This is a genomic window from Micromonospora sp. DH13, assembly GCF_020873825.1.
GTDB classification, from domain to species: Bacteria; Actinomycetota; Actinomycetes; order Mycobacteriales; family Micromonosporaceae; genus Micromonospora; species Micromonospora haikouensis.
The window spans coordinates 180,325-205,903 of sequence record NZ_JAHWGR010000009.1 but is presented as its reverse complement, the minus strand read 5'-3'; the positions used below and the strand labels follow the sequence as shown (position 1 = coordinate 205,903).

The window sequence follows — 25,579 nt, the reverse complement described above, 5'->3', positions numbered from 1 at the left end:
TCAGCGCGTGGGGTCGGTGCTGTCGAGCAGCGACGGGTCGCGCCGGATCAGCTCCGCCAGCCGGGCCGCCGGGTCCACCTTCAGCCGGTCGGCGTCGGACGGCCACGCCGGCACGGCCTTCACCGTCAGCGGCCACACCGGGGGCGGTACGGTCGCGGCCTCCGCGCCGACGGTCACCCGCCCGTTCGACCAGCCGACCCGCAGCGGGTACGCCTGCCCGTCGTGCTCCACGCGCAGCGCGACCGTCATGCCGGGGTGCGCCGCCACCACCCGGGCGACCGCCTCGGCCACCTCGTCGACCGGGTCCCGCCCGGCGACGCCGGCCGGTTGGGCGAGGGTCGGTTCAGCGAGGGCCGGGTGGGTGAGGGCCGGTTGAGCGAGGGCCGGGTGGGTGAGGGCCGGTTGAGCGAGGGCCGGGTGGGTGAGGGTCGGCGCGGCGGGCAGGGCCGGTACGCCGCCCGTCCGGCGGGGCAGGGCGTCCGCCGGGTCCTGGCCGACGTCGCCCACCAGCCGGGGACGGGTGGCCGGGGCGGCGGCGTCTCCCGTCCCCGCGTCGGGTCCCGCTCCGGTGTCGACCCGTACGGCCGGGGTGGGATCCTGTCGCGCCTCGGCCGGCTCGCCCCAGCCGACCGGGTGGGCCGCGGCCTGCGCCGGGACGCTCGGAGCCGCCGGCTCCCGGCCGGGCTCGTCGCCCGGGTCGGCGCCCCGGCGGCGGAGCGCCTCCTCACGCCGGGCGAGCCGGGCCAGTGTCTCGTCGAGATCACCTCTCATGTCGCCACCCCTTCCGCGTGTGGACCGAACCAGGCCGGTTCAGTCCCTCCTGTCCCGGGTGGCCCGGTCCAGCGCCCGGTCCAGGACGACCAGCAGGGCGTCCCGCACCGAGAGCCGGTCCCGGGCGTCGAACTGCACCAGGGGGACCTGGTCGGAGATGGCCAGGGCCCACCGGATCGAGGGGAGGTCCACGGCCAGCCGGCCGTCGAAGGCGTTCACCCCGACGACGAACGGCAGCCCGGCCCGCTCGAAGAAGTCGATCGCCGGATAGCAGTCGTCCAGCCGCGAGCTGTCCACCACCACCAGCGCGCCGAGCGCCCCCCGGGCCAGGTCGTCCCACATGAAGCCGAAGCGGTTCTGGCCCGGCGTACCGAAGAGGTAGAGCTTGAGGCTGCGGTCGATCGTCACGGAGCCGAAGTCCATCGCCACCGTGGTGGTGGTCTTGCCCGACCGCGCGCCGGGGTCGTCGATGCCGATCCCGGCGCTGGTCATCTCCGCCTCGGTGGTCAGCGGCGCGATCTCCGAGATGGCCCCGACCGTGGTGGTCTTGCCCACGCCGAAGCCGCCCGCGACCAGGATCTTGACCGGGATCGGGGGCGCGGACCGGCCCGGGCCGGCGTTCGGCGTGCCGTGCCGCAGCCCGGCGGGCGGTGCCGGGGTGGTCGGCGGGGCGGCGCGCCCGGTGGCCGGCGTGGCACCCGCCGGGGTGCCGTAGCGGGCGGCGGCGCTGTTGGCGGAGAGCCCGCTCAGCGGGGCCGGCGGCCATTCAGGAGATCGCACGGAGTCCATCAATCACTCGCAGGATGATGTCGGGGTCAAGGGCGTCGTTGGCGGTGCTGACGTGCACGTCGAGGTGGCCGGCGGCCCGGAGGTCACCGACCAGGATCCGGGTGACGCCGAAGTGCAGCCGGGTCCGGGCCGAGATCTCCGCCACGGAGATCGGTTCTCCGCAGAGCGCGATGATCGCCTGGAGTTCGGGGGAGAGCCGGGAGACCGGCCCCGCCCCCCGGTGGCCGGGACCGGGCCGGGCGGTCACCTGGGTCTCCAGGCTGATCGCCGGGTCCACCCCGGCCACCCTGCCGGCGGTGAGCACGAACGGGCGTGGCCCGGCCGGCAGGTGCGGATCGGGAGCGTCCAGCCGGCCGGGCAGGTCGCTCGCCGGACCGCCGGGCGGGCCGTCGCCAGGGCCGCCCGGGAAGCCGAGGCCGCCACCCGGGTAGCCGAGGCCGCCGCCCGGGTAGCCGGGGTTGCCACCGGGGAAGCCGGGGCCGCCACCGGGAGGGCCGGGGTTGCCACCGGGAGGGCCGGGGTCGCCACCGGGGAAGCCGGGAGCGCCGCCCGGGAAGCCGGCGTCGGCACCGGGGAAGCCGGGAGCGCCGTCGGGGAACCCGGAAGCGCCGCCCGGGCCGCCGGGATACCCGGGGCCGCCCGGCAGGCCCGCCGACTCGCCCGGCCCGCCGTCGACCGGGGGCTGCGCCCGCAGGTAGGGCCGGATCCGGACGACGGGTTCCGGATCCGGCCCGGTGCCGGCGACCTCCGGGCTCACTGCTGGACGGCGTTCTTCAGCTCGGCGATCAGTCGTGGGGTGAGGGCGCTGCCGGCCCGCCCGGCGAAGAGGGTCATCTCGTACGCCACGGTGCCGAGGTTCGCCGACCGGTCGGCCACCACCCCGAGCACCGAGCCGGCGCTGATCGAGCTGATCAGCAGGTAGCCGTCGGCCATGTCGACGATGACCCGGTTCAGGCCGCCGAGGGCGTACCAGCTCGCCGCGCCGCCGGCGAGGCTCGTCATGCCGGAGACCACGGCGGCGAGGCGCTCGGCGTTGGCCCGGTCCTTGATCGCCGACATGGCCATCAGCAGCCCGTCGGAGGAGACCGCGATCGCCTCCATCACGCCGGCGGTGCTGGACGTGAACGAGTCCAGCAGCCAGTTGAACGTGCGGGCCTCGGGGCTGAGGTCGGTGGGGTGCTGGTGCTCGACGTTCTCGTGCAGGTACGGGCTGGTCACCGTGTTGATCCCTCTTCGTAGCGGCGGTCAGGACGGGCTTCACGCAGCGCGCGGGCGACGCCCGCCTCGAACTGGTTGATCAGGTCGCGCACCTCTCCCGGATCGCCTGGGTCGGACGGGGGAGCGGGCCTGGGGGGCGGGACGGCCAGGTTGGCACCGGGGACCCGACGGGTCAGCCGGGGAGGGTCGGCGAGCAGGGGTGCCGCCGCCGGGGCCGCAGCCGCCGGGGGAGCGGCCATCGGGCGGGCGGAGACCGGGGAAGCAGCAGCCGGGCGGGCCGACACCGGCGGAGCGGTCGCCGGGTGGGGCGTCGCCGGGGGGTGCAGTTCGGCCCGGCGTACCCCGGCTTCGAACTCCTCGACCAGCGCGCGGGCGGCGGCCGGGTCGGCGGTGGTGGCGTCCACCGGGCCGACGACCGGGCTGGTGTGGGGCAGGCTCGCGCCGGGCACCCGCTGGCGGATGCCGGACGCGCCCCGCGCCGCCTCGCCGGGCTGCGGCGCGGATCCGGGCCGCAGCCCGGTCGGGAAGGAGGTGCTCCGGGAGCGGGCCGGCAGGACCGGTGTGCCGCCGGCCCCGCCGACCGGACCGGCGGCACGGGACGACCGGACGGTGCCGGGGGTCGCCGGGGGAGCGGCGGCGCCGGGCACGACCGGGGTGCCGCCGACGGTCGGCGGGGCGTCCAGGGTGGGGGCGCCTGCGCGCCCGGTCGGGGCGGCCGGCGGCTCCGCGACCGCCCCGAAGGCGTTCCAGGAGTCGCCCGACTCCATCGACCGGGTGGCGCGGGTGAGCAGCTCGCGGTCCACGCCGAGCGCCACGCCGAGCGCCACGGCCCCGTCCACCGGCTTGCCGGCGGGCCCGGGGTGGGGGGTGGCGGCGACGGCCAGCGGCCGGCCGGAACCGGTCGGCCGGTCCGGCCCGGCCGCCGGGGCCCCGGCCTGGCCGGCGGGCGGCACGACCAGCAGCGCCGACGGGACCTCCAGCCGGGCGGTGACCCCGCCGCCGGTGGTCGGGGCGAGGTCCACCGTCCACCCGTGCCGGCGGGCGAGCCGGCCCACCACGAAGAGGCCGAGCACCTCGGTCGGGGCGAGGTCGAGCCGCTCCCGGCGGGTGAGCCGGGCGTTCTCCTCGGCCAGTCGCTCCTCGGTCATTCCGATGCCGTGGTCCACCACGGACAACCGCATGCCGTGCCCGGTCGGCTCGGCCGTCACCACCACCCGGGTGTGCGGCGGGGAGAAGACGGTGGCGTTCTCCATCAGCTCGGCCAGCGCCAGCACCAGGTCACCCACGGTGGACGGCGCCGCCGACACCCCGGCCGGGACCTGCACGTCGACCCGGGTGTAGTCCTCGATCTCGCCGAGCGCGAGCCGGACCACGTCGGTCAGCGGCACCGGGGCCACGTGCCCGTCGGCGCCGGTCGAGCCGGAGAGCACCACGAGGCTGCCCGCGTTGCGGCGCAGCCGGCTGGAGACGTGGTCCAGCCGGTAGAGGTGCTCCAGCCGCCCGGGGTCGGTCTCCTGCTGCTCCAGCCGGTCGATCAGCGCGATCTGCCGGCCCACCAGGTTCTGCGTACGACGCCCGACGTGCCCGAACATCTGCGCCACGTTGCGCCGGCCGGCGACCTGCCGCTCCACCAGCCGGGCGGCGGTGTGCTGCACGCGCTCGAACGCGCGGGCCAGGTCACCGATCTCGTCGCGGCCCCGGACGTCGACCGGGTCGAGGCGGATCGGCGGGACGTTCTCGCTCTCGTCGTCGGCGACCCGCACCAGCTCCGCCTCGGCGGCCCGGGCGACCCGTTCGGCGGAGCGGGTGAGGCGGGTCAGCGGGCGGGCGACCAACCGGGCCACCGCCATGCTGAGCAGCACCACGAGGAGCATGACCAGGGCCGCCGTGACGCCGACCACCCAGGCGGCGACGAGCGCCCGCCGTTCCTCCGCGCGCACCTGCGTGGTGACGTCCGCGGCGATCTTCTTTTCCACGAACTGGCCGAGGGTGATCATCGACTGGACGGAGGGGAAGAGCGTGTCCAGGGGCACCGTGGCGACGGCGGCGACGGGGTCCTTCTCGCTGTCGACGATGAACGTCGGGCTGGTCCGGGCGGCCACCGCCGCGTCGTCCAGCAGGGCCAGCTCCAACTGCTCGGGGGTGACCAGGCTGCGGAACCGGTCGGTGTCCACGCTCAGCGCGGCCATGCAGGCGATGTAGCTGGCGACGGTCTTCGGGTCGCTGGTCGCCCTGACCAGGACGATCAGCGTGGCGCACGCGCCCAGGCTCTCGTCGGCGCGCAGCAGCCCGTCCAGGGCCAGCACCTGCTGACCGACGGGGGTGGTGGTGTCCACCTTCCAGGTCAGCCGCAGCGAGTCGATCAGCTCCACGGCGAGCGGGCCGAAGGCCTCCATGACCCGGGCCGGGGTGGCCCGGCCGGCGAGCACGGCGGCGCGTACGTCGGCGAGCCCCCGTACCTGGTCGAGGGCGAGCCGGACCCGGTCGGTGAGCTGGCCACCCAGCTCGGCGCGGATGTCGGCGACCCGGTCGTCCACGGTGGCCGACTTCTGGATCACCTCGGTGCGGGAGGCCCGGCCGAGCAGCAGACCGACGGAGAGCAGCCGCTCCTGCTGGAGGTCCTGGACGAGGCTGCCGACCCGGCTGGCCACCCGGACGGCCTCGGCGGTGTCCGCCGCCCGCCCGGCGGTGGCGACCCGGTCGAGGACGATCGGCACGGCGAGCCCGACCATGCTGAGCAGCGGGACGATCACCAGCAGGGCGAGCTTGCCCCGGATGCGGAGCCTAGCGAGCATCGAAGGGCCCCCACCGCTCGGCGCTGGCGGGGCGGCCCTGCCCGGCCGGCTGGAGCATCCGGGGCTCGACCGGGGCGAGCGTGCCGGCCGGGGCGGCCCCCCGGGGGTCGGCCGGGGCGTCGTCCCAGCCGGCGTCGTCGGCCGGCGGGCCGGTGTCGCCGCCGGCCGGTCGGCGGTCCCGCCCGGTCCGTCGGTCGCGGCGGGCGACGATCAGCGCGCCGAGCGCGCCGAGCAGCAGGACGGCCAGGACGGTTGCCCCGGCGGCGAGCCGGCGCTCCCGGTCGAGCTGGTCGATCCGGTCGGTCAGCAGCGCGTCCAACTCGTCGAGGATGACGGGCTGGAGCTGCCTGGCGGCCTCCTGCGCGGCGGTGCGGGCGGCGATGAGGTTGGTGAGCGCGCGGGCGGTCGCCGCCTCGTCCTGCAGCCGGGCCGACGAGGTCGGGGCGGCGAGCGCGCCGAGCCGCTCGATGGAGCGCTGGTAGGTGTCCAGCGGGGCGAGCACGTTCGCGCCGAGCTTGGTGCTGTCCGTGCTGTCCACGGCCGCGCGCAGGTTGTTGATCAGGTCGTTGGCGGGGCTGATGGCGCTCGTCCACAGGGCGCCGAGCTGGGACACCATGGCGATGCGCTGGGCGTCGGGGAGTTCGGCGGCGACGGCGGCCAGGTCGCCGAGCCGGCCGGTCGCCACGAGCGATTCGGGCAGCTCGTCGCTGATCGCGTCCTGGAGGTAGAACGAGTCGGCCTGCCGGTCCCGGACCAGCCCCGAGGCCTCGCGTACCTTGCGGTGCAGGGACAGCAGCAGGTCGGTGGCCTCGCCGTACGCGGCGAAGGTCGCCTGCGGGTCGGTCAGCCCCTTCTCGGGCAGGGCCTCCAGCTTGGCCCGCAGCCCGGTCCACCGCTCGTGGGTGCGCAGGTCGTCGCCGAGGCGGGCGTCGGCGGCGGCGACGTCCTCGACGGCCCGGCCGAGCGACTCCCGGGACACGGTCCGGCCGGCGACGGCGGCGGACTGCGCGTCGACCAGGGCGAGGGTGAGGGGGCCGAGGACGCGCAGGTACTCCACGCCGAGCCGCTCGCGGACGATGAGGTCGCGTTCCTCGCCGCTGTGGCGGCGCTGCTGGACGAAGAGGAACGCCACCGGGGCGAGGAGCGCCACCACGAGCACCAGCGGCAGGATGCGGCCGGTGCGGTTGGGCCGTCGGGGGCCCCGCTGCGCGGGGACGGTCATGGGTTCTCCTCCGGCGACGGCGGATACGGGCAGGTGCCGGGCCTGCCGAGCAGTCCCGTTCACCGGACCGGAAAACTAGCTGACTGGCACCGGCACGCAGAGCCGCCGGCCGGTCAGTTTTGCGTCACTACGAGCGATGTCACCTGGTGTCGACCGATGCGACACCCTCGGTGGCGACTGCCCGGAGGAGATGGCCTGATCGGGTGCGATTTCGGTCGAACATCGGAATTCACATGATCCGAATTCATCCCGCTGGGATGCGGCGGACGCTGCGCAAACGATCAAAACGGGTCGCCGATCGGCCGGGCCGGACGGACGTACGGAGGATCTCAGCGAACGCTCAGGATCCGCACCGTACCGTTGCCGCATGAGATCGCCGTTGTCGGCCGCACCGGTCCGACGGGCCCTGGCCACCCGCCCCCGCCGGATCGTCGCCGGTTCGGTGGCGGTCGTGCTGCTGGCCGCCGCCGTGCTCTGGGCGGCCCGGCCCGGCGAGGCCGGCTTCCGCGCCGAGCCCGCGATGATCACCGTGCGCTCCGGGCCGGCCGGCGACGAGCCGGTCGACCTGGACACCACCTTCTACCTGCCCGATGGTGCCTCGGCGGACCGCCGGGTGCCGGCGGTGCTGCTCGCGCACGGCTTCGGCGGCACCAAGGAGTCGGTCCGCTCCGACGCCGAGGAGATCGCCGGCCAGGGCTACGCGGTGCTCGCCTGGACCGCGCGCGGCTTCGGCCGCAGCGGCGGCCAGATCCACCTGGACAGCCCCGACCACGAGGTGCGGGACGCGCAGCGGCTGCTGGACTGGCTGGCCGCCCGGCCCGAGGTGCGCACCGACGCCGCCGGCGACCCCCGGGTGGGGGTGGTCGGCGGCTCGTACGGCGGCGGCCTGGCCCTGCTGCTGGCGGCCCAGGACCAGCGGGTCGACGCGATCGTCCCCATGATCACCTGGAACGACCTGTCCCGCGCGTTCCTGCCGGAGAGCACCGGCGGGCCCGCCACCTCCGGCGTGTTCAAGAAGGGCTGGGCGGGGCTGTTCTTCGGCGGCGGCGGCAACGCCGGCTCCGGCCCGGCCGGGCTCTCCGGCACCTCCGCCGCCCAGCCCGAGGGCAACCCGGCCTCGGCGGGGCCGCCGAGCCCGGCACCGGGCGCGGGGCCGGGCACCGGTTCGGGGCGCGCGCCGGCCGGGGCGGCCGACCCGTCCTGCGGCCGGTTCGCCGCCGACGTCTGCGCCGCGTACCTGCGGATCGCCACCACCGGGCGGGGCGACCAGGCGGCCGTGGACCTGCTCCGCCGGTCCAGCCCGGCCGGCGTGCTCGACCGGATCAAGGCGCCCACCCTGCTGGTGCAGGGCGAGGCCGACACGCTCTTCCCGCTCGCCGAGGCCGACGCCAACGCGCGCGGCATCGCCGCCGCCGGCACCCCGGTCCGGGTGGCCTGGTTCACCGGCGGCCACGACGGCGGCGACGGGCCGCGCAACGACTCCGACCGGGTGAAGTACCTGACCGTGCAGTGGCTCGACCACTACGTCAAGGGCGAGGGGGCGGCCCCCGGCGACGACTTCACGTACTCGCGGATCGCCGGTTTCGACGCCCTCGACCGCGGCCTGGTCGCCACCGGCTTCCGCACCACCGACTACCCGGGGCTGGCCGGCGACGCGCGCCGCGAGGTCGCGGTGACCGGCCCGGCCCAGCCGGTCGCCAACCCGCCCAACGGCAACCCGGCGGCGGTCTCCTCGATCCCGTTCGCCGGTGCGCTCGGCTCGCTGCTCGGCGGCGTGGCCGGCGACGTGCCCGGCCAGCACGCCCGGTTCGAGTCCGCGCCGCTGGACGAGGCCGTGGACGTGGCCGGTTCGCCGACCGTCACGCTGCGGGCCGCGTCGGCCAGCGGCGAGGCGGTGCTGTTCGTGAAGCTCTACGACGTCGACCCGCAGGGCGCGGCGACGCTGCCCAACGGGCTGGTGGCCCCGGTCCGGCTCACCGGCCTGCCGGCCGACGTCGGGGCCGCGAAGCCGGTCACGGTCACCCTGCCGGCGATCGTCCGCCGGGTCGAGGCCGGGCACCGGCTGCGGGTCGTGGTCGCGACGTCCGACCAGGCGTACACGACGCCGGTCGAGCCGGCGGTCTACACCGTGGCGGCCGGCGACGGCCCGCTCGTGCTGCCGACCGTGGCCGGCGAGCCGATCCCCACCACGGCCGTCGTCTGGCGCTGGGTGCTGGCCGGGCTGCTGGCCGCCATCGCGGTCGGGCTCGCCGCGGTCATCCTGGTCGCCCGCCGCCGGCACCGCCGTCAGGACAGCTCCGTGCATCCCGAGTACGCGGGCACGCCGCTGGCCGTGCGCCAGCTCCGCAAGGAGTACGCCGACGGCTTCGTCGCCGTGTCGAACGTCGACTTCGAGGTGCACCCCGGCCAGGTCGTCGGCCTGCTCGGGCCCAACGGCGCGGGCAAGACCACCACCCTGCGGGTGCTGATGGGGCTGACCCAGCCCACCGCGGGCGAGATCTACGTCTTCGGCCGGCGGCTGGTGCCCGGCTCGCCGGTGCTGTCGCGCATCGGCGCACTGGTCGAGGGCCCCGGCTTCCTGCCGCACCTGTCCGGCCTGGACAACCTGAAGGCCTACTGGCGGGCCACCGGCCGGCCGTGGGCGGACGCGCACTTCGACGAGGCGCTGGAGATCGCCGGGCTGGGCGACTCGGTGCACCGGAAGACGCGCAAGTACAGCCACGGCATGCGGCAGCGCCTCGCCATCGCCCAGGCCATGCTCGGCCTGCCCGAGCTGCTGGTGCTCGACGAGCCGACGGACGGCCTGGACCCGCCGCAGATCGCGGAGATGCGCCGGGTGCTCCAGCGCTACGCCACCGACGGCCGGGCGGTGCTGGTCTCCAGCCACCTGCTCGCCGAGGTGGAGCAGACCTGCACCCACGCGGTGGTGGTCAACAAGGGGCGGATCGTCGCGTCCGGCCCGGTGGAGGAGATCGTCGGCGAGTCGCCGAGCGTGCTGTTCGACGTGACCGACCCCGACGCGGCGCGCGACGTGCTGGGCCGGCTGGCCGGCGTGACCGTGCTGCCCGACGCCGAGGGGCAGCTGGTGGTGGACACCAACGGCACCGCCCGCAGCGAGGTGGTGGCCGAGCTGGTCCGGGCCGGGATCGGGGTGGACCGGGTGGTGCCGCGCCGCCGCCTGGAGGACGCGTTCCTCGCCCTGGTGGGCGAGAACTCTCGGGGAAGCGGGGACCGGTGATGGCGCAGTCGTCTTCCACGGTGGGCGCGGCGGCCGGCTACCGGCCGTCGGCGACCCTGCCGTTCGCGGCGGAGTTCCGCCGGCAGGCGTCGCGGCGGCGCACCCAGCTCGCGCTCGGGTTCATGGTGCTGCTGCCGCTGATCGTGCTGGTCGCGTTCCAGTTCGACTCGGGCAACGACGACGACGGCGGCGGGGGCGAGTTCTCCAGCCTCGCCGACCTGGCCACCTCGGGCGGGCTCAACTTCACCCTGTTCTCGCTGCTGGTCTCGGCGTCGTTCCTGCTGGTCGTGGTGGTGGCGCTGTTCTGCGGCGACACGGTGGCCAGCGAGGCGAGCTGGGGCAGCCTGCGCTACCTGCTGGCCGTGCCGGTGCCCCGGGCCCGGCTGCTGGCGGTGAAGCTGCTGGTGGCGCTCGCGTACTCGGGGTTGGCCCTGCTGCTGCTCGCCGGTACCGCCCTGCTCGCGGGCACCCTCCGGTACGGCTGGGAGCCGCTGCGCAGCCAGGTCTCCGCCCAGCTCGACCCGGGTGAGGGGCTGCTGCGGTTGGCGGCCGTGCTCGGCTACCTGGCGGTCGTCCTGCTGGCGGTGGCCGGGCTCGCGTTCCTGCTCTCGGTCGTCACGGACGCGGCGCTCGGCGCGGTCGGCGGCGCGGTGCTGCTGTGGATCCTGTCCAGCATTCTCGACCAGATCACGGCGCTCGGCGGGATCCGGGCGTTCCTGCCCACCCACTACGCCAACGCCTGGCTGGGGCTGCTGTCGACGCCGGTGCAGACCGACGACCTGGTGCGCGGCTGCATTTCCGCGATCGCCTACGCCACCCTGTTCTGGTCGTTGGCCTTCTGGCGTTTCACCCGCAAGGACGTCACGAGCTGACGGCGGAGCCGGGCAGCTACCCGCCGGCGTGACCGATCGGGCCTGGCGGGCAGGTCGGGCGTCGGCGGGCGATCGGGTCTGGCGTGACCGATCGGGCCTGGCGTGGAGGTCGCGGCGAGCGCTTCTGCTGGTGGGGATGTTCCGCGTCTCAAATATCGTGGGAACGCTCCCACGGACAGGGACAAGTATCGACCTTATCAAATTCTTACCGCATTCTAGCTGCATTGACTTCTGTCACTGGAGGTGTGGTATGAACATTGACCGACTTGGCGGTCCCGTCCTGTCCCTGTTCCGCATGGTGATTGGCCTGCTCTTTCTGTTCCACGGCCTGTCGTCGCTGCTCGGTGTCTTCGGCGGTGCGCGAGGAACCGGTCAGGCGGTTCCGCTCGGCACCTGGCCAGGCTGGTACGCCGCCCTGATCCAGGCCGTCTGCGGCGCGCTGGTGCTGGCCGGGCTGTTCACCCGACCCGCCGCGCTGCTCGCCTCGGGCTCGATGGCGTACGCGTACTTCGTGGTGCACCAGCCGGAGGGGCTGCTGCCGCTGCGCAACGGCGGTGAACTGTCCGCGCTGTTCTGCTGGTCGTTCGTGCTCATCGCGGTGCTCGGCCCCGGGACGTGGGCCGTCGACACCTTGCTGGGCCGCCGCCGGGAGCCGGCCGTCGCGGCGCCCGCCCCGAGCAAGCGCTCGGTGCCTGCCTGACCCGACCGCCGCCGGGGCGGGCGGGCTGCCAGCGAAGACGGCACCCCTGAGCACCCGCCCCGGCGGTAGTCGCGGCACCCGCCCCCATCTCGCCGTTCCGGCACCGTCGCCCGGGGGTGGCTGCCAGACTCGCGCAGGTGGGCAGCCGCAGGTATCCGGGCTGGCGCCCGGTCCGCACGGTCGCCGCCGGGGCCCGGGTGGCCCGCGTCGAGGTCTTCTTCGACCTGGTCTTCGTCTACGGCCTCTTCAACGTCTCCCGGTTCGTGGCCGAGGACCTGAGCACCCACGGGCTGGTCAAGGGCATGCTCGTCCTGGCCCTGCTGTGGCTGTGCTGGATCGCCCACATGCTGGTGGCCCAGCGGGTGCGCCTGGGGGAGGGCATCGCCCCGCTGGTGACCCTGACCGCCATGGGGGCGGTGCTGGGCATCGCCCTGTCCATCCCGCAGGCGTTCGGCGACCAGTCGGGCGGGGCCCCGCCCCCGTGCTCTTCCCCATCTGCTATTTCCTGATCCGGGGGCTGCACCTCGGGCTGCACCTGTACGCGGTCCGGGACCTGCCCGAGGAGCGTCGCCAGCTCGTCCGGATCGGCCTCGCGGTCGTCGTCTCCACCGGGCTGCTGCTGGCGGCGGCATTCGTGCCCGACCTCCCCGGCGGCACCGACCACGTCTGGGTCCGGCCCGGCATCTGGGCCCTCGCCGTGCTGGTCGAGTACGGCAACGGCTTCGCCGTCGGGCTGTCCGGCTGGCGGATCGCCGCCCCCGGCCACTTCGTCGAGCGCTTCGAGCTGATCGTCATCATCGCCTTCGGCGAGCTGATCATCTCGATCGGCCTGGGCAGCGGGGTCCTCGGCCAGCCGGTCACCTGGCCCACCTTCTACACCACGCTGGCGGGCCTGGCCGCCATCGTCAGCCTCTGGTGGCTCTACTTCGACAGCCTGGCCCCGGCCGCCGAGCTGGCGATGCACGGCCGCCGGGGCCCCGACCGGATCGCGGCGGCCCGCGACGGCTACCTCTACCTGCACCTGCCGATGATCGCCGGGCTCATCCTGGTGGCGCTCGGCGGCGAGCAGATGGTGCACCACCTCGGCGCGGCCGGCGTCGACCTGCTCGGCCCGTTGCCCGGCCCCGGCGGCCCCCTGCTGTTCACGGGGGCCGCCCTCTACCTGGTGAGCCTGGTCGCCTTCCAGCTCCGGGTCCTCGGCACCGTCGTGTGGACCCGGGTCACCGTCGTGGTGCTCGTGGTCGCCGCGGTGCCCGTCGCCGGCCGCCTCCCCGCCCTCGTCGCGGTGGCCCTGCTCACCGTGCTCACCGTCGGCCTGGTCGTCGCCGAGATCGTGCTGCTGGCGGGCTCGCGGTGGGCGCTGCACGAGGCCGTGCGGGAGGAACGCGAGGCGCGCGAGGTCCGGGAGGCGCGGTGGCGGCGGCACCACCGCTGATCCCGGCCGGTGCCGCTCAGATCCCCCCGCACACCCGCCAGTCGCCGTCCTCCTCGACCAGGGTGAGGACCTGCTGCCGGCCGGCGGCGGTGACGGTCACCTCGGCCCGGGACTGACTGTCGGTGCTGCTGCTCACCTCGGTGGCGGTGACCCGGTAGTTGCCCAGGGGCGGCTCGGCCGCCCGGGCCCGGGCGAACTCCTCCTCGGTCAGCTGGCTGCGCAGCTGTTCGCAGAGCCGGCCGTACGCGGCCGGATGGTTGCCGTCCCGCACGTCGTCGAGGTATGCGGTCGCGGCGTTCCGGGCGGGCGCGGTGGTGCCCTGCACGGTGCGGAAGAACCAGATGCCGCCGCCGGTGAACGCGCCGGCGCAACAGAGCAGCGCCACCACGGCGGCCACGATGATCACGGTACGGGTCGTCCGGCCGGTCCCACGGGGCTTCGAGGGCGGCCCGGGCATGCCGGGACTCGGGGGTGGCCCGGGCGTGCCGGGCGTCGGGGGGTAGGTCACGCTGTCAGGCTAGAAAGCGCAGGCCACCCGCCCTTCCGGAAGCCCCGGAGGTGGTCGCCGTGGGTGGCGGTGGCGGTGCGGAGAGCGATGATGTGACCAAGTCGGCACCCCCGATCCGGCCCATACGCTGGGAAGCTCGGGTGGCGGTCGCCGCGATCCGCCGTAGACTCGGCGGCACAACTGAATACCTCATCCAGAGGGGCAGAGGGATACGGCCCGACGAAGCCCCGGCAACCACCCGTGCGTTCGATGACGAGCGGCGCGGACAGGTGCCAATTCCGTCCCCGCCGCAGGGTGCGATGCGGGGAAAGATGAGAGGACCTCCTCGACATGACGTCGACCCTCGCCGCGCCCGGCATCGACACCGCCGCCAGCCCCGCCCGCGCCCTGGTCTGCCGCGCCTGTTCGGCGCGCTACCCGCTCGCCGCGCAGCACGCCTGCTACGAGTGTTTCGGCCCCCTCGAAGTCGACTACGACGCGGCGGCCCTGGCCCGGGTCACCCGCGAGCAGATCGAGGCCGGCCCGCAGAACCTCTGGCGGTACGCCGCCCTCCTGCCCGCCGGGCAGGACCCGGCGACCCGGGTGACCGTGGACCCGGGGCTGACCCCGCTGGTCGCCGCCGGCAACCTCGCCGCCGAGCTGGGCATCACCGCCCCCCTCTGGGTCAAGGACGACAGCGCCAACCCCACCCACTCGTTCAAGGACCGGGTGGTGTCGGTGGCGCTCACCGCCGCCCGGGCGCTCGGCTTCACCCGCTTCGCCTGCGCGTCGACCGGCAACCTGGCCAACTCGGTCGCCGCCCACGCGGCCCGTGCCGGGGCCCCGTCGATCGTGTTCATCCCCAGCGACCTGGAGCCGGGCAAGGTGGTCACCACCGCCGTCTACGGCGGGGAACTGGTCGCCATCGACGGCTCGTACGACGACGTGAACCGGCTCTGCGGCGAGCTGGTGGAGACCGACGAGTTCGAGGACACGGCCTTCGTCAACGTCAACGTCCGGCCCTACTACGCGGAGGGCTCCAAGACCCTCGGGTACGAGGTGGCCGAGCAGCTCGGCTGGCGGATCCCGGCCCAGGTGGTCATCCCGATGGCGAGCGGCGAGCTGCTCACCAAGATCGACAAGGCGTTCAGCGAGCTGGTCGAGATCGGCCTCGTCGAGGCCCCGGCCGGCGGCTGGAAGGTGTTCGGGGCGCAGTCGGCCGGCTGCAACCCGATCGCGGCGGCCCTGCACGCCGACACCGACACCATCACCCCGGTCAAGCCGACCGGCATCGCCAAGTCGCTGAACATCGGCGACCCCGCCGCCGGCCTCTACGCGCTGGAGGCCGTGCGGCGCACCGGCGGGTGGATGGAGTACGTCGACGACGACGAGATCCGCGCGGGCATCCGGCTGCTGGCCCGCACCACCGGGATCTTCGCCGAGACCGCCGGCGGGGTGACCGTGGCGGTGCTGCGCAAGCTGGTCGAGTCCGGCCGGCTCGACCCGACGGCGGAGACCGTCGTGTTCAACACCGGCGAGGGGCTCAAGACCATCGACGCCGTCGCCCCGCAGGTCGGCCCGACCCACCGGATCAAGCCCTCGCTGCGCGCGGCCCGCGACGCCGGCCTGCTCGGCTGAGTCCCCGTCCGGCCCGGGCCGCCGTACCGGTCGAGACTTGATCGACGCCGGGTCGGCGACATGGGGGCATCCGCCGGCCGGGACACCCCCATGTCGCCGACATCGCGCGCCTTCACGAAGGGAACCGATCCGTCGGGTAACCGACGTTTTGCCCTCCGTACGCAAAAACCCGCCGCCGAGGACTTGACGGCAGGAACCGGACGGCGCAAGATGCTCCGTGCGGGAGGGCGTTTCGCCGTAGACTTTAAGTTCTTACGACCCAACGCCGGAGGCGTTGTGCGATCGTCCCTCCCGACCAACGTCCGATCGGGCCAGCGGAGAAATTCGCTGGCCCGATCGTCTTTCCCCGGCCACCCTCGGCCCATGCGCATCACCATCACCCCGATCGACCCGGCGGACCAGGGCGCGGTCGACGCGGCGTACGGAATCCGGGCCGCCGCCGACCAGGCGGACGTCCCCGACTTCCCGCCGCTGTGCCGGCGGCGCTTCGAGGCGGCGATCCGGCACCCGATGCCGGGCAACGTGCCGGTCTGGGCGCTCGCCCGGCTCGACGGCGCGCCGGCCGGCTACCTCGCCCTCGACCTGCCGCAGCTCGACAACACCGACAACGCCACCGTCGACCTGCTCGTGCACCCGACGCACCTGCGGCGCGGGGTCGGCCGGGCGCTGCACGCGCACGGCGTGGAGCTGCTGCGCGAGCGGGGGCGCAAGCGGGTGATCGGCGCGACCGTCGCGGCCCTGCCCGGCGGGCCGGCGCGCGGCGGGGCCGGCGGGGCGTTCGCCGCGGCGACGGGCGCGCGGGCGGTGCTCGCCGAGGTCCGCCGCCGCCTCGACACCACCCGGCTCGACCATGCCGCGCTCGACGCGGCGCTGGCCGACGCCCGGTCCCGCGCCGCCGGCTACCGCACGGTCCGCTGGCAGGGCGCGGCCCCGCAGGAGCTCGTCGCCGACGTCGCCCACCTCGACGGCCGGCTGATGGCCGACGCGCCCCTGGGCGAGATGGAGTGGGAGCCGGAGCGGGTCGACGTCGAGCGGATCCGGGGCGTCGAGCGGGCGTTGGACGCGCGGGGCCGCCGCCGCTACCACCACGGGGCGGTGCACGCCGCGTCCGGCCGGCTGGTCGCCTGGACGACGATCGACGTCGGCCCCAACGTGCCGTGGCACGCGTGGCAGCAGATCACCATCGTCGACCCGGCGCACCGGGGCCACCGGCTCGGGCTGCTCGTCAAGGTCGAGAACCTGCGGTACGCGCTCGCCCACGAGCCGGGGCTGCGCGCGGTGGACACCTTCAACGCGCAGGCCAACACGTACATGATCACCATCAACGAGGCGCTCGGGTTCCGCCCGGTCGACGCCTGGACCGACTGGCAGCTCACCCTCTGACCGCCGGCTGGCGGCGGGGGCGGCGGGCGGCCGGCGGCGTCCGCCGACCCTACTGCCCGCCCGCCGGCTGCGGCATGATGGCGGGCATGACGGAGACCCCGCATCCCGAGTACGACAAGCACGCCGACACCCTGCACCGGGCGCTGACCGCGATCACGGAGCGCGGGTACTGGTCCGCCTATCCCGAGTCACCCAGCCCCCGGGTCTACGGCGAGACCGCCGCCGCCGACGGCAAGGCCGCGTTCGAGGCGTACCTGAACGGCGACTTCCCGCTCGACCAGCCCGGCACCGGCGACCGGGTCGCCACCGAGGCCAGCCCCTTCGGGCTGGAGCTGAACGTGCGCTACCCGCACCCGGGCGCCGACGAGCTGGTGGCCGCCGCCTCCGCCGCCCTGCCCGCCTGGCGTGACGCCGGCCCGCAGGCCCGCGCGGGCGTCTGCCTGGAGATCCTCGACCGGCTGCACAAGCACGTCTTCGAGCTGGCCAACGCGGTGCAGTTCACCAGCGGCCAGGCGTTCGTGATGGCCTTCCAGGCCGGCGGCGCACACGCGCTGGACCGGGCCCTCGAAGCGGTCGCCTACGCGTACGCGGAGATGACCCGCCACCCGGGGACGGCCGGCTGGGAGAAGGCCGCCGGCAAGGGCGACCCGCTGCGGATGACCAAGACGTTCCACGTGGTGCCGCGCGGGGTGGCCCTGGTGATCGGCTGCAACACCTTCCCGACCTGGAACTCCTACCCCGGGCTGTTCGCCTCGCTGGTCACCGGCAACCCGGTGGTCGTCAAGCCGCACCCCCGCGCGGTGCTGCCGCTCGCGATCACCGTGAAGTACGCCCGCGAGGTGCTCGCCGAGGCCGGCTTCGACCCCAACCTGGTGCTGCTCGCCCCCGAGGCGCCCGGCGAGAAGCTCGCCACCACCCTCGCCCTGCACCCGGCCGTGAAGATCGTCGACTTCACCGGCTCGACCGAGTACGGCGACTGGCTGGAGGCCAACGCCCGGCAGGCGACGGTCTACACGGAGAAGGCCGGCCTGAACACGGTGGTGATCGACTCCACCGACGACTTCGCGGGGCTGTGCCGCAACCTCGGCTTCACGCTGACCCTCTACAGCGGCCAGATGTGCACCACCTCGCAGAACATCCTCATCCCGGCCGGGGGCATCGACACCGACCAGGGGCACAAGAGCTTCGACGAGGTGGCCGCCGGGATCGCCGCCGCCGTGGGCAAGCTCACCGCCGACCCGGCCCGGGGCGTCGAGCTGACCGGCGCGATCGTCAACGACGGGGTGCTGGAGCGCCTCGACGAGGTCACCAAGGTCGGGGCGGCGGTGCTGGAGTCACGTACCGTCGAGCACCCGGCCTTCCCCGGCGCGGTGGTGCGGACGCCGACCATCGTCAAGCTGGCCGCCGCCGACACCGCGACGTACGGCCGGGAGTGGTTCGGGCCGATCTCGTTCGTGATCGCCACCGACTCCACCGCGCACAGCCTGGAGCTCCTGCGCGCCACCGTTGGCGAGTCCGGGGCGCTGACCGCCGCCGTCTACTCGACCGACCCGGCGGTGCTGGACGCGGCCGAGGCGGCGGCGATCGACGTCGGGGTGCACCTGTCGTGCAACCTGACCGGCGGCGTCTTCGTCAACCAGTCGGCGGCGTTCTCCGACTTCCACGGCAGCGGCGCCAACGCGGCGGCGAACGCGGCGCTGACCGACGGCGCGTACGTGGCGAACCGGTTCCGCATCGTCCAGAGCCGCCGCCCCGCCTGAGGTGCAAGGAGGGGCCCCTTGTTAACGCATTCTGTTGTACAGGGGGCCCCTGCAAACGCCCCGCCTCACGCCGGGCGGCGCATCTGGAGCTCACGCAGGGCGGGGATCCTCGGGTGCGGCACCCGCACGCCCGTGTCGACGAAGCCCAGCCTCCGGTACGCCCGGTAGGCGCGGTCGTTGCCGACGACCACCTCCAGCATCAGCTCCGGCCGACCGCACTCCCGGGACCAGGCGGCGACCCCCTCGATCAGCGCGGCGAGCAGCCCGGTGCCGCGCCGGGCCGGCGTGACGTAGACGGCGTAGACGACGGTGAGGCCGGGCTCGTCCGCCGAGACCGTCCCGCCGGCGTGCCCGAGGAGCCGCCCGGCGGGGCCGCCGGGCCGGTCCGCGCCGGGGTCGGCGACGAACTGGGCGGTGTGCCGGCCGCTGGCGACCGACGCGACGCGGGCCGCGTACTCGGCATGCGGGCGGGCGGCGGCCTCCGCCAGGGTCTCCAGGAAGGCCAGCGGCGCGTCGGCGAGCATCTCCAGCCGCAGCGCCCGCATCCGGGCCGCGTCCGGCAGGGTCACCCGGCGTACGTCGGCTGCCCGTGCGACGGTGTCGGCCGTCCCCGTCGGGGCGCTGCCCGGGTCGGTCGGCGGGCGGGAAACTGCTGTCATCCCGCATACCTATCGCAGTGATGGTCGCCTATGGAGTGCCGGGTTGAGGTCGGTCCGTTATAGCCCCATTTGTGGCCGTGCGCCATCGTCACTCCTCGTGTAGCGTGCGATTTCGGTCACTGGTTTCCCGGTCGGCGCAGACGGGTGAAACCGGTGTTCCCGGGGCCGCCGGTTCCGTCGGCGTACCCGCTCGTGGAAGGCCGCGCGACGTTAGGAAGTGCACCGTGGCACAGGGCACCGTGAAGTGGTTCAACGCCGAGAAGGGCTACGGCTTCATCGCCGTCGACGGGGGGCAGGACGTCTTCGTCCACTTCTCCGCCATCGAGATGGACGGCTACAAGGCGCTGGACGACGGGCAGCGCGTCGAGTTCGAGATCGCCCAGGGGCAGAAGGGGCCGCAGGCCGAGCGCGTACGCGTCGTCGCCTGACCGCCCGACGCTGGGGCCCGCGGGCGGGCGGGCCGCCGGTGCTGGGCAGAGCGCGTCGCCCCGGGGCGGCGGAGGCGGGTCGGGCCAGGGAAGATCGTGAGCCGTTCCGGCGTCGCCGCTGAGGAGGGCCCATGTCCCAGCCACCCCCACCCGATCGATCCCTCCCGGGGCCCGAGGGGCCGGCTGCGGTCGGTCCCCCGCCCGTCCGGCACCCCACCGGGTTCCCGGCCCACCCGGGCCAGCAGCCCTATCCCGGTCAGCAACTTCACCCCGGCCGGCAGCCCCACCCCGGCCCGGCGCTACCGCCGGCGCACGCCGTGCCGTACCCGCCGGGCCACCCCTTTCCGCCGGGCTACGCGGTGCCGTGGCCGCCACCCGGCTACGACCCGGCGGACCCGCTGGTCACCCTGCCCGGGGAAGGGCTGAGCGGGTGGTTCTCCCGGTGCTCCGGCACGCTGCGCCGCAGCTGGCGGCTGCTCGTGCCGGTGCTGGCCCTCACCCATGCCCTGCCGACGCTCCTGCTGCTGCTGGCGACCGTGCCGCTGTACCCGCTGCCGCCGCTGGAGCCCACCGCGCCCGGCGAGCCGCCGCCCCCGCTGCCCGACGGCTACCTCGCCGACCTTGGCGTCTTCTTCGCCGCGATGATCGGCCTCGGCTGCCTGCTCGGGTTCGTCCAGGCGGTCGGCTGGGCCGCCGGCACCCGGGTGGTGGCGCGGCAGGCCGCGGGCGAGCCGACGTCGGCGGGCGACGCCCTGGCGTACGGCCTGCGCCGGGCCCCGGCGCTGTGGGGCTGGACGGTGGTCTACGTCCTGCTCATGCTGGTCGGCTTCGTGCTGTGCTACCTGCCCGGCCTGTACGTGATGGCCGCGCTGAGCCTGTTCGGCCCGGTGCTGCTCTTCGAGGGCGGCGCGCCGCTCGGCCGGGCCCGGCAGCTGTTCCACGCCCGCCTCGGGCCCGTGCTCGGGCGGATCGCGCTGGTCGGGCTCGCCGCCTCCCTCGCGTCCATGGTCGTGGCCCCGATCCAGGTCGCCGCCCTCTTCTTCGCCGACCCTGCCGACGCCGCCTCGCTGGACGGCTGGAACGTCGCGTACGCCCTGGGCGCCGCCCTGGTCGCGGTCCCGGCCGCCCTGGTGTACCTGATCGGCCTGGTCGTCACGTACGCCGAGCAGCGGGCGTACGAGGGCCCGGTTACCGCCGCCCGGCTGGCGGGTGAAATCGGCTGAACCGGTGGGCCGGGTCGCGCTGGTCAGGCGGGGTCGACCCGGCCCGTCCGCCGCATCGTGCTTGCACTCGGCAGGGCAGAGTGCTAAACAAGTCATTGGCACTCGCCTTGGGTGAGTGCCAATGGTCGGGACGGTGGGGCCACGGCCGCACGGCGGAAATCCGTCGGGTGGCACATGGCCGGTCGTCGCGGGCTATCCGGCCCGGCCGAGGAGACGTCGTCGTCGCCAGGTGGCGACGTCCCAAGGTGCGTACACCAGGCGGCCCATCCGGGACACACACTCGGGTGGCCCGTGAGTGTCCAGGAGGACAACGCCGTATGGCCAAGATGATCGCGTTCGACGAAGAGGCTCGCCGCGGCCTCGAGCGGGGCATGAACCAGCTCGCCGACGCCGTGAAGGTGACCCTCGGCCCGAAGGGCCGCAACGTGGTGCTCGAGAAGAAGTGGGGTGCCCCCACCATCACCAACGATGGTGTGAGCATCGCCAAGGAGATCGAGCTCGAGGACCCGTACGAGAAGATCGGCGCCGAGCTGGTCAAGGAGGTCGCCAAGAAGACCGACGACGTTGCCGGTGACGGCACGACGACGGCGACCGTCCTGGCCCAGGCCCTGGTCCGCGAGGGCCTGCGCAACGTGGCCGCCGGCGCCAACCCGATGGCCCTGAAGCGGGGCATCGAGGCCGCCGTGGCCAGCGTCTCGGAGGAGCTGTCCAAGCTCGCCAAGGACGTCGAGACCAAGGAGCAGATCGCCTCCACCGCCTCCATCTCCGCCGGTGACAGCACCGTCGGCGAGATCATCGCCGAGGCGATGGACAAGGTCGGCAAGGAAGGCGTCATCACCGTCGAGGAGAGCAACACCTTCGGCCTGGAGCTTGAGCTCACCGAGGGCATGCGCTTCGACAAGGGCTACATCTCCGCGTACTTCATGACCGACCCGGAGCGCATGGAGGCCGTCTTCGACGAGCCTTACATCCTGATCGCCAACAGCAAGATCTCGTCGGTGAAGGACCTGCTCCCGATCCTGGAGAAGGTCATGCAGTCGGGCAAGCCGCTGCTGATCATCGCCGAGGACGTGGAGGGCGAGGCCCTGCCGACCCTGGTGGTCAACAAGGTCAAGGGCGTCTTCAAGTCCGCGGCCGTCAAGGCCCCCGGCTTCGGCGACCGCCGCAAGGCCATGCTGACCGACATCGCCATCCTCACCGGTGGCCAGGTCATCAGCGAGGAGCTCGGCCTCAAGCTGGAGGCCGCCGGCCTCGACATGCTGGGCCGCGCCCGCAAGGTCGTGGTGACCAAGGACGAGACCACCATCGTCGACGGTGCCGGCGACGCCGAGCAGATCCAGGGCCGGGTCAACCAGATCCGGGCCGAGATCGACAAGAGCGACTCCGACTACGACCGCGAGAAGCTGCAGGAGCGCCTGGCCAAGCTGGCCGGCGGTGTTGCGGTGATCAAGGTCGGCGCGGCCACCGAGGTCGAGCTGAAGGAGCGCAAGCACCGCATCGAGGACGCCGTCCGCAACGCGAAGGCCGCCGTCGAGGAGGGCATCGTCCCGGGTGGTGGCGTCGCGCTGGTGCAGGCCGGCAAGACCGCCTTCGACAAGCTGGACCTGACCGGCGACGAGGCGACCGGCGCGCAGATCGTCAAGATCGCGCTGGACGCCCCGCTGCGGCAGATCGCCGTCAACGCCGGCCTGGAGGGTGGCGTCGTCGTCGAGCGCGTCCGCAACCTGGACGCCGGCCACGGCCTCAACGCCGCCAGCGGCGAGTACGTGGACCTGCTGGCCGCCGGCATCATCGACCCGGCCAAGGTGACCCGGTCGGCGCTGCAGAACGCCTCGTCGATCGCGGCGCTCTTCCTCACCACCGAGGCCGTCGTCGCGGACAAGCCGGAGAAGACCCCGGCCGCCGCGGCTGGCCCGGGCGGCGGGGACATGGACTTCTGAGTCCAGCCCCACCCGAGTTCAGCTACACCGCACGTCGAAGGGGCGGGTCGCGTTAGCGGCCCGCCCCTTCCGCGTCGCGCCGGCCCAGCACCGCTGGTGCCCCCACCTCGGCGACACGCCCGCCGCCGGCTCTCACGTCGGCAGGGGCGGCTGGTCGCGTCGCCTCCCGGCCCGGCCGGACGGCCGGCGAATGCGGATCGGCTCGTCGACGCGGATCGGCTCGTCGACCAGGACCACCGGCTCCTCGGCCGCGAGCGCGTCGCCCCCGGCCATCTCCGCCAACTGCTCGGCGTCGCCGTAGTCCAGCCGGTCGAACGGCAGTTGCCCCGCGATCTCCTCGACCGGCACCCAGGCGGCGGGGCGCAGGTCGTCGGCCTGTGCGTCGTCCGTGGTCATCGCTGCCTCCTCACCTCGACGGTAGGTGGCCGTCGATGGCCGGGACGGTCGAACGGCGCTATCCGCCCCCGTGCCCGTTTCGGCCGCTGCTGCCGTCGGGGCGGGCGCGGGCGGGGGTGAGAAGGGGACCCCTCTCTACCGTATGCGTTAACAAGGGGCCCCTCCTTACCCCTCAGCGCGCCGCGCGGACAGCGGCGTACGCGTCGACCAGGCCGGCCCCGGTGATGTTCACGTCGCCGCCGCAGGCGTCCGCCGGGTCGCGGGAGGCGTACGTCGCCCCGGCCGGGACGGCGGTGTCGCGCAGGATCCGGCGGGTGCGCTCCAGGTCCCCGATCAGCGCCGGGTTCGCCGACCACATCAGCGCCACCACGCCCGCGACCTGCGGGGCCGCCATCGACGTGCCGTCCAGCGTGGCGTACCCGCCGCCCGGCATCGCGGAGAGCACCCCCACGCCCGGGGCGACCACATCCGGCTTCGCCACGCCGGGCACCGGCCCCCGGCTGGAGAAGTCGGCGACCTGGCGGTCCCGGTCGGTCGCCCCGACGGTGAACACGTCCGGGTACGTCGCCGGCGGGTCCTCGATCGACCGGCAGTACGGCCCCGTGTTGCCGGCCGCCGCGACCACGAAGATGCCGGCCGCGTCCAGCGCGTCGGCCGCCGGCCGCAGCGCCGCCGGGTCGCAGCCCTCGATCGGCGGGCAGCCCCACGAGTTCGTCAGCACCTGCGGGGCCCGCTCCGGACGCCCGTCGGTGAACGGGTCGCCGCCCGCCGGGAACGGGGCCAGCATGAACTGGAGGCAGTCGAGGTAGCGTGCCGGGCTGCCGAGGTTGCGGTCCAGGTTGACGCAGCCGACCCAGCTCGCCCCGGGGGCCACCCCGATCCCGTCCCGCCCGACGGCGCTGCCCGTCGTGTGGGTGCCGTGGCCGCCCTGGTCGGTCGGCGCGCGGGTGTGGTCCCACGGGTCGTACCAGGAGTCGTCGCCGCCTCTGAAGCCGTCGGCCAGCGCCGGGTGCCGCCCGTCCACCCCGGAGTCGGAGCTGCCCACCACGATGCCGGCCCCGGTCACGCCGAGCTGCGACCAGACCCGGTCGGCGCGGAGCAGGGAGACGTTCCAGGCCGGCCCGGAGGGTGCCGGCTGATCGCCCCGGCTGGTCGGTGCCCCGGCCGGCAGCGGGCGCAGCCGCTGGCTCAGCAGCACCCGGTCCACCTCCGGGCGGCGCGACAACCAGGCCCGCACCGCCGGCCCGCCGTCCACCTCGATCGCGTTGACCAGGTAGTACGGCGTCGGGTCGAGCCCCAGCCGGCTCAGGTCGCGGCGCAGCCCCGCCTGGGTGCGCTCGGCCGTGGCGACCAGCCGCCGGTAGACCTCCCGGGCGCGGGCGTCCCGGCCCGCCTGACCCGCCCCGCCGGCCGGCACGCCGCCCAGGTCGGCCTGCTCGCGCAGCACCACCAGCAACCGCTCGCCGTGCAGGCCGGGCTGGCCGGGGCCGAGGTGGACCAGCGCCGCCCCGGCGAGCAGCACCCCGGCGGTCGCCGCCGCCACCGGCCGGCTCGGCGCGCGGCCACGCGGGCGGGCCAGCAGCACGCCGTACGCGACCGCCAGGAGCGCGGCCACCGCGAGCCCGGCGGCGGCCGCGACCGCCACCCAGAACGGCACGTCCCGGGTGGTCGCCAGGAGCAGGGTGATCTCCTCCGGGTCGGCGAAGGCCAGCGGCCCGAACGCGGCGAGCCCGACCAGCCAGCGCACGGGCGCGGTGCCGGCGGGCCCGCCGGCACGCAGCGCGGGAGCCTGGAGGGCGGCCAGCGCGAAGCCGAGCGGCGGCAGGGTCAGCAGGGCGGGCAGCTGCGCGCCGGACTGCCCGGTGCCGGCGGCGAGCAGCAGCAGCGCCACCCCGGCCACCAGGCCGCCGACCAGCACCAGCCGCGCCGGCCGGTGCGGCGGCCCGCCCGCGAGGTGCGCCCAGAACCGGGCGCCGAGCAGCGCCCCGGCGAGGACGCCGACGGCCGCCGCGGCCGCCGCCGCGAGCACGGTCTCCAGCAGCCCGCCGAGCGCGCCGAACCACGCCCAGGGCAGCAGCGTCGCCAGCCCGGCGGCCACCGCCAGCCAGGTCACGGCCGGTGGGGCCGCCGGAACGGGCCCGGCCGGGCCCGTGGCGGCAGCGGGCGCGGGGCCCCGGACCAGCCGGGGCAGCACCACGGCGAGCAGGGCGGCCGTCGCCGCCAGCGCGGCCAGGTACGCCTCGTGGTGCACCGGCGGCAGGGCGCGCAGGCCGGTGAGCGCGCCGAGGGCGAGCAGCCCGGCGAGCCAGGCGCGGCCGGTGGCCCGGACCGCCCCGGAGCGGGGCAGCAGGGCCAGCAGCAGCGCCGGCACCCCGGCCAGCAGCACCGTCACGGCGGCGACCACCGGCCACAGCCAGACCACCCGGTCCAGGCCGGTGGCGAGCCGGACCTGGTCGGCCAGCCAGCCGACCAGCTCACCCGGCACGGCGACCGCGACCGTCCAGCACCCGAGGAGCACCGCCGCCACCACGGGCCACGGGCCGGGGCGGGCCGGCGGGACGGCCACGGGCGGAAAGGGACGACCTGCGTACGGACCGACCTCCATGCCCCGACAGTACGGCCGGA

20 protein-coding genes, 1 pseudogene and 1 riboswitch are annotated in these 25,579 nt (G+C 75.0%); of the genes and pseudogenes, 11 read left to right on the top strand and 10 right to left on the bottom strand.

Going from position 1 to position 25,579, the window contains the following annotated elements:
- The 6 genes and pseudogenes from LPA42_RS12120 to LPA42_RS12090 all read right to left on the bottom strand — a co-directional run bounded on the left by LPA42_RS12120 (position 1) and on the right by LPA42_RS12090 (position 6,795).
- Entirely contained in the window at positions 1-771 is a 771-nt protein-coding gene (locus LPA42_RS12120; protein WP_228986551.1) for a hypothetical protein, read from the bottom strand.
- A gap of 39 nt (positions 772-810) precedes the next feature.
- Positions 811-1,560 (bottom strand): ATP/GTP-binding protein, encoded by a 750-nt coding sequence (locus LPA42_RS12115; protein WP_077938109.1) that lies wholly within the window; start codon positions 1,558-1,560, stop codon positions 811-813.
- Positions 1,538-1,885 (bottom strand): annotated as a pseudogene (locus LPA42_RS12110) (DUF742 domain-containing protein); the annotation flags it as partial. The pseudogene LPA42_RS12110 and the gene LPA42_RS12115, both read right to left, overlap by 23 nt.
- Positions 1,886-2,313: 428 nt before the next feature.
- A complete protein-coding gene (locus tag LPA42_RS12100; RefSeq protein ID WP_077938110.1) occupies positions 2,314-2,778 on the bottom strand; it encodes a roadblock/LC7 domain-containing protein in 465 nt (154 codons plus the stop codon).
- Positions 2,775-5,573 carry a sensor histidine kinase gene (locus tag LPA42_RS12095; RefSeq protein WP_228986550.1) on the bottom strand — a complete coding sequence of 933 codons (2,799 nt, stop codon included), beginning with the start codon at positions 5,571-5,573 and terminating at the stop codon, positions 2,775-2,777. The genes LPA42_RS12100 and LPA42_RS12095 overlap by 4 nt, the downstream gene beginning before the upstream one ends.
- Positions 5,563-6,795, bottom strand: coding sequence for a hypothetical protein (locus LPA42_RS12090; RefSeq protein WP_096761662.1), 1,233 nt, complete (start codon positions 6,793-6,795; stop codon positions 5,563-5,565). Before LPA42_RS12090 ends, LPA42_RS12095 begins: the two co-directional genes overlap by 11 nt.
- A 367-nt stretch (positions 6,796-7,162) precedes the next feature.
- Here LPA42_RS12090 and LPA42_RS12085 point away from each other — a divergent pair, with 367 nt between their 5' ends.
- The 5 genes from LPA42_RS12085 to LPA42_RS12070 all read left to right on the top strand — a co-directional run bounded on the left by LPA42_RS12085 (position 7,163) and on the right by LPA42_RS12070 (position 13,040).
- The gene (locus tag LPA42_RS12085) at positions 7,163-10,033 is read left to right on the top strand and encodes an alpha/beta fold hydrolase (protein ID WP_077938114.1); all 2,871 of its coding nucleotides are present in this window, start codon (positions 7,163-7,165) and stop codon (positions 10,031-10,033) included.
- Positions 10,033-10,905, top strand: coding sequence for an ABC transporter permease subunit (locus tag LPA42_RS12080; protein ID WP_077938115.1), 873 nt, complete (start codon positions 10,033-10,035; stop codon positions 10,903-10,905). Before LPA42_RS12085 ends, LPA42_RS12080 begins: the two co-directional genes overlap by 1 nt.
- Positions 10,906-11,155: 250 nt before the next feature.
- Positions 11,156-11,605, top strand: a complete 450-nt coding sequence (locus LPA42_RS12075; protein WP_077938116.1) for a DoxX family protein — start codon at positions 11,156-11,158, stop codon at positions 11,603-11,605.
- Positions 11,606-11,721: 116 nt separating this feature from the next.
- Entirely contained in the window at positions 11,722-12,114 is a 393-nt protein-coding gene (locus tag LPA42_RS33855) for a low temperature requirement protein A (RefSeq protein WP_158229430.1), read from the top strand.
- A complete protein-coding gene (locus LPA42_RS12070; protein WP_077938118.1) occupies positions 12,087-13,040 on the top strand; it encodes a low temperature requirement protein A in 954 nt (317 codons plus the stop codon). The genes LPA42_RS33855 and LPA42_RS12070 overlap by 28 nt, the downstream gene beginning before the upstream one ends.
- 16 nt (positions 13,041-13,056) lie before the next feature.
- Here the strand turns inward: LPA42_RS12070 and LPA42_RS12065 are convergent, their stop codons facing one another.
- Positions 13,057-13,437 carry a DUF4878 domain-containing protein gene (locus LPA42_RS12065; RefSeq protein WP_144082678.1) on the bottom strand — a complete coding sequence of 127 codons (381 nt, stop codon included), beginning with the start codon at positions 13,435-13,437 and terminating at the stop codon, positions 13,057-13,059.
- A gap of 297 nt (positions 13,438-13,734) precedes the next feature.
- Positions 13,735-13,866: riboswitch (SAM riboswitch) on the top strand.
- Between the two features lie 12 nt (positions 13,867-13,878).
- Between LPA42_RS12065 and thrC the strand changes: the two genes are divergently transcribed.
- The 3 genes from thrC (at position 13,879) to paaN (ending at position 18,308) form a co-directional block, all read left to right on the top strand.
- Positions 13,879-15,165 (top strand): threonine synthase, encoded by a 1,287-nt coding sequence (thrC, locus tag LPA42_RS12060; protein WP_077938120.1) that lies wholly within the window; start codon positions 13,879-13,881, stop codon positions 15,163-15,165.
- 363 nt (positions 15,166-15,528) lie between these two features.
- Positions 15,529-16,548 carry a GNAT family N-acetyltransferase gene (locus LPA42_RS12055; protein WP_077938121.1) on the top strand — a complete coding sequence of 340 codons (1,020 nt, stop codon included), beginning with the start codon at positions 15,529-15,531 and terminating at the stop codon, positions 16,546-16,548.
- 86 nt (positions 16,549-16,634) lie between these two features.
- Positions 16,635-18,308: a phenylacetic acid degradation protein PaaN gene (gene paaN / locus LPA42_RS12050; protein ID WP_198956610.1), complete on the top strand. Its 1,674-nt coding sequence runs from the start codon at positions 16,635-16,637 to the stop codon at positions 18,306-18,308.
- 65 nt (positions 18,309-18,373) lie between these two features.
- Here paaN and LPA42_RS12045 read toward each other — a convergent pair whose 3' ends face one another.
- Positions 18,374-18,853 carry an N-acetyltransferase gene (locus LPA42_RS12045; RefSeq protein ID WP_096761663.1) on the bottom strand — a complete coding sequence of 160 codons (480 nt, stop codon included), beginning with the start codon at positions 18,851-18,853 and terminating at the stop codon, positions 18,374-18,376.
- A gap of 338 nt (positions 18,854-19,191) precedes the next feature.
- Here LPA42_RS12045 and LPA42_RS12040 point away from each other — a divergent pair, with 338 nt between their 5' ends.
- From LPA42_RS12040 to groL, 3 genes are all read left to right on the top strand, one after another.
- On the top strand, positions 19,192-19,395 hold the full coding sequence (locus tag LPA42_RS12040) for a cold-shock protein (RefSeq protein WP_007073263.1): 204 nt from the start codon (positions 19,192-19,194) through the stop codon (positions 19,393-19,395).
- A 131-nt stretch (positions 19,396-19,526) separates the two neighbouring features.
- Positions 19,527-20,618 carry a hypothetical protein gene (locus LPA42_RS12035; RefSeq protein ID WP_228986549.1) on the top strand — a complete coding sequence of 364 codons (1,092 nt, stop codon included), beginning with the start codon at positions 19,527-19,529 and terminating at the stop codon, positions 20,616-20,618.
- Positions 20,619-20,935: 317 nt separating this feature from the next.
- Positions 20,936-22,558, top strand: coding sequence for a chaperonin GroEL (gene groL / locus LPA42_RS12030; protein ID WP_043965179.1), 1,623 nt, complete (start codon positions 20,936-20,938; stop codon positions 22,556-22,558).
- A 132-nt stretch (positions 22,559-22,690) separates the two neighbouring features.
- On the opposite strand, the gene LPA42_RS12025 is transcribed toward groL, so the two are convergent.
- Positions 22,691-22,954: a hypothetical protein gene (locus tag LPA42_RS12025; RefSeq protein WP_077938125.1), complete on the bottom strand. Its 264-nt coding sequence runs from the start codon at positions 22,952-22,954 to the stop codon at positions 22,691-22,693.
- Between the two features lie 172 nt (positions 22,955-23,126).
- Positions 23,127-25,559 (bottom strand): S8 family serine peptidase, encoded by a 2,433-nt coding sequence (locus LPA42_RS12020; RefSeq protein ID WP_077938130.1) that lies wholly within the window; start codon positions 25,557-25,559, stop codon positions 23,127-23,129.
- Between the last annotated feature and the right edge of the window lie 20 nt (positions 25,560-25,579).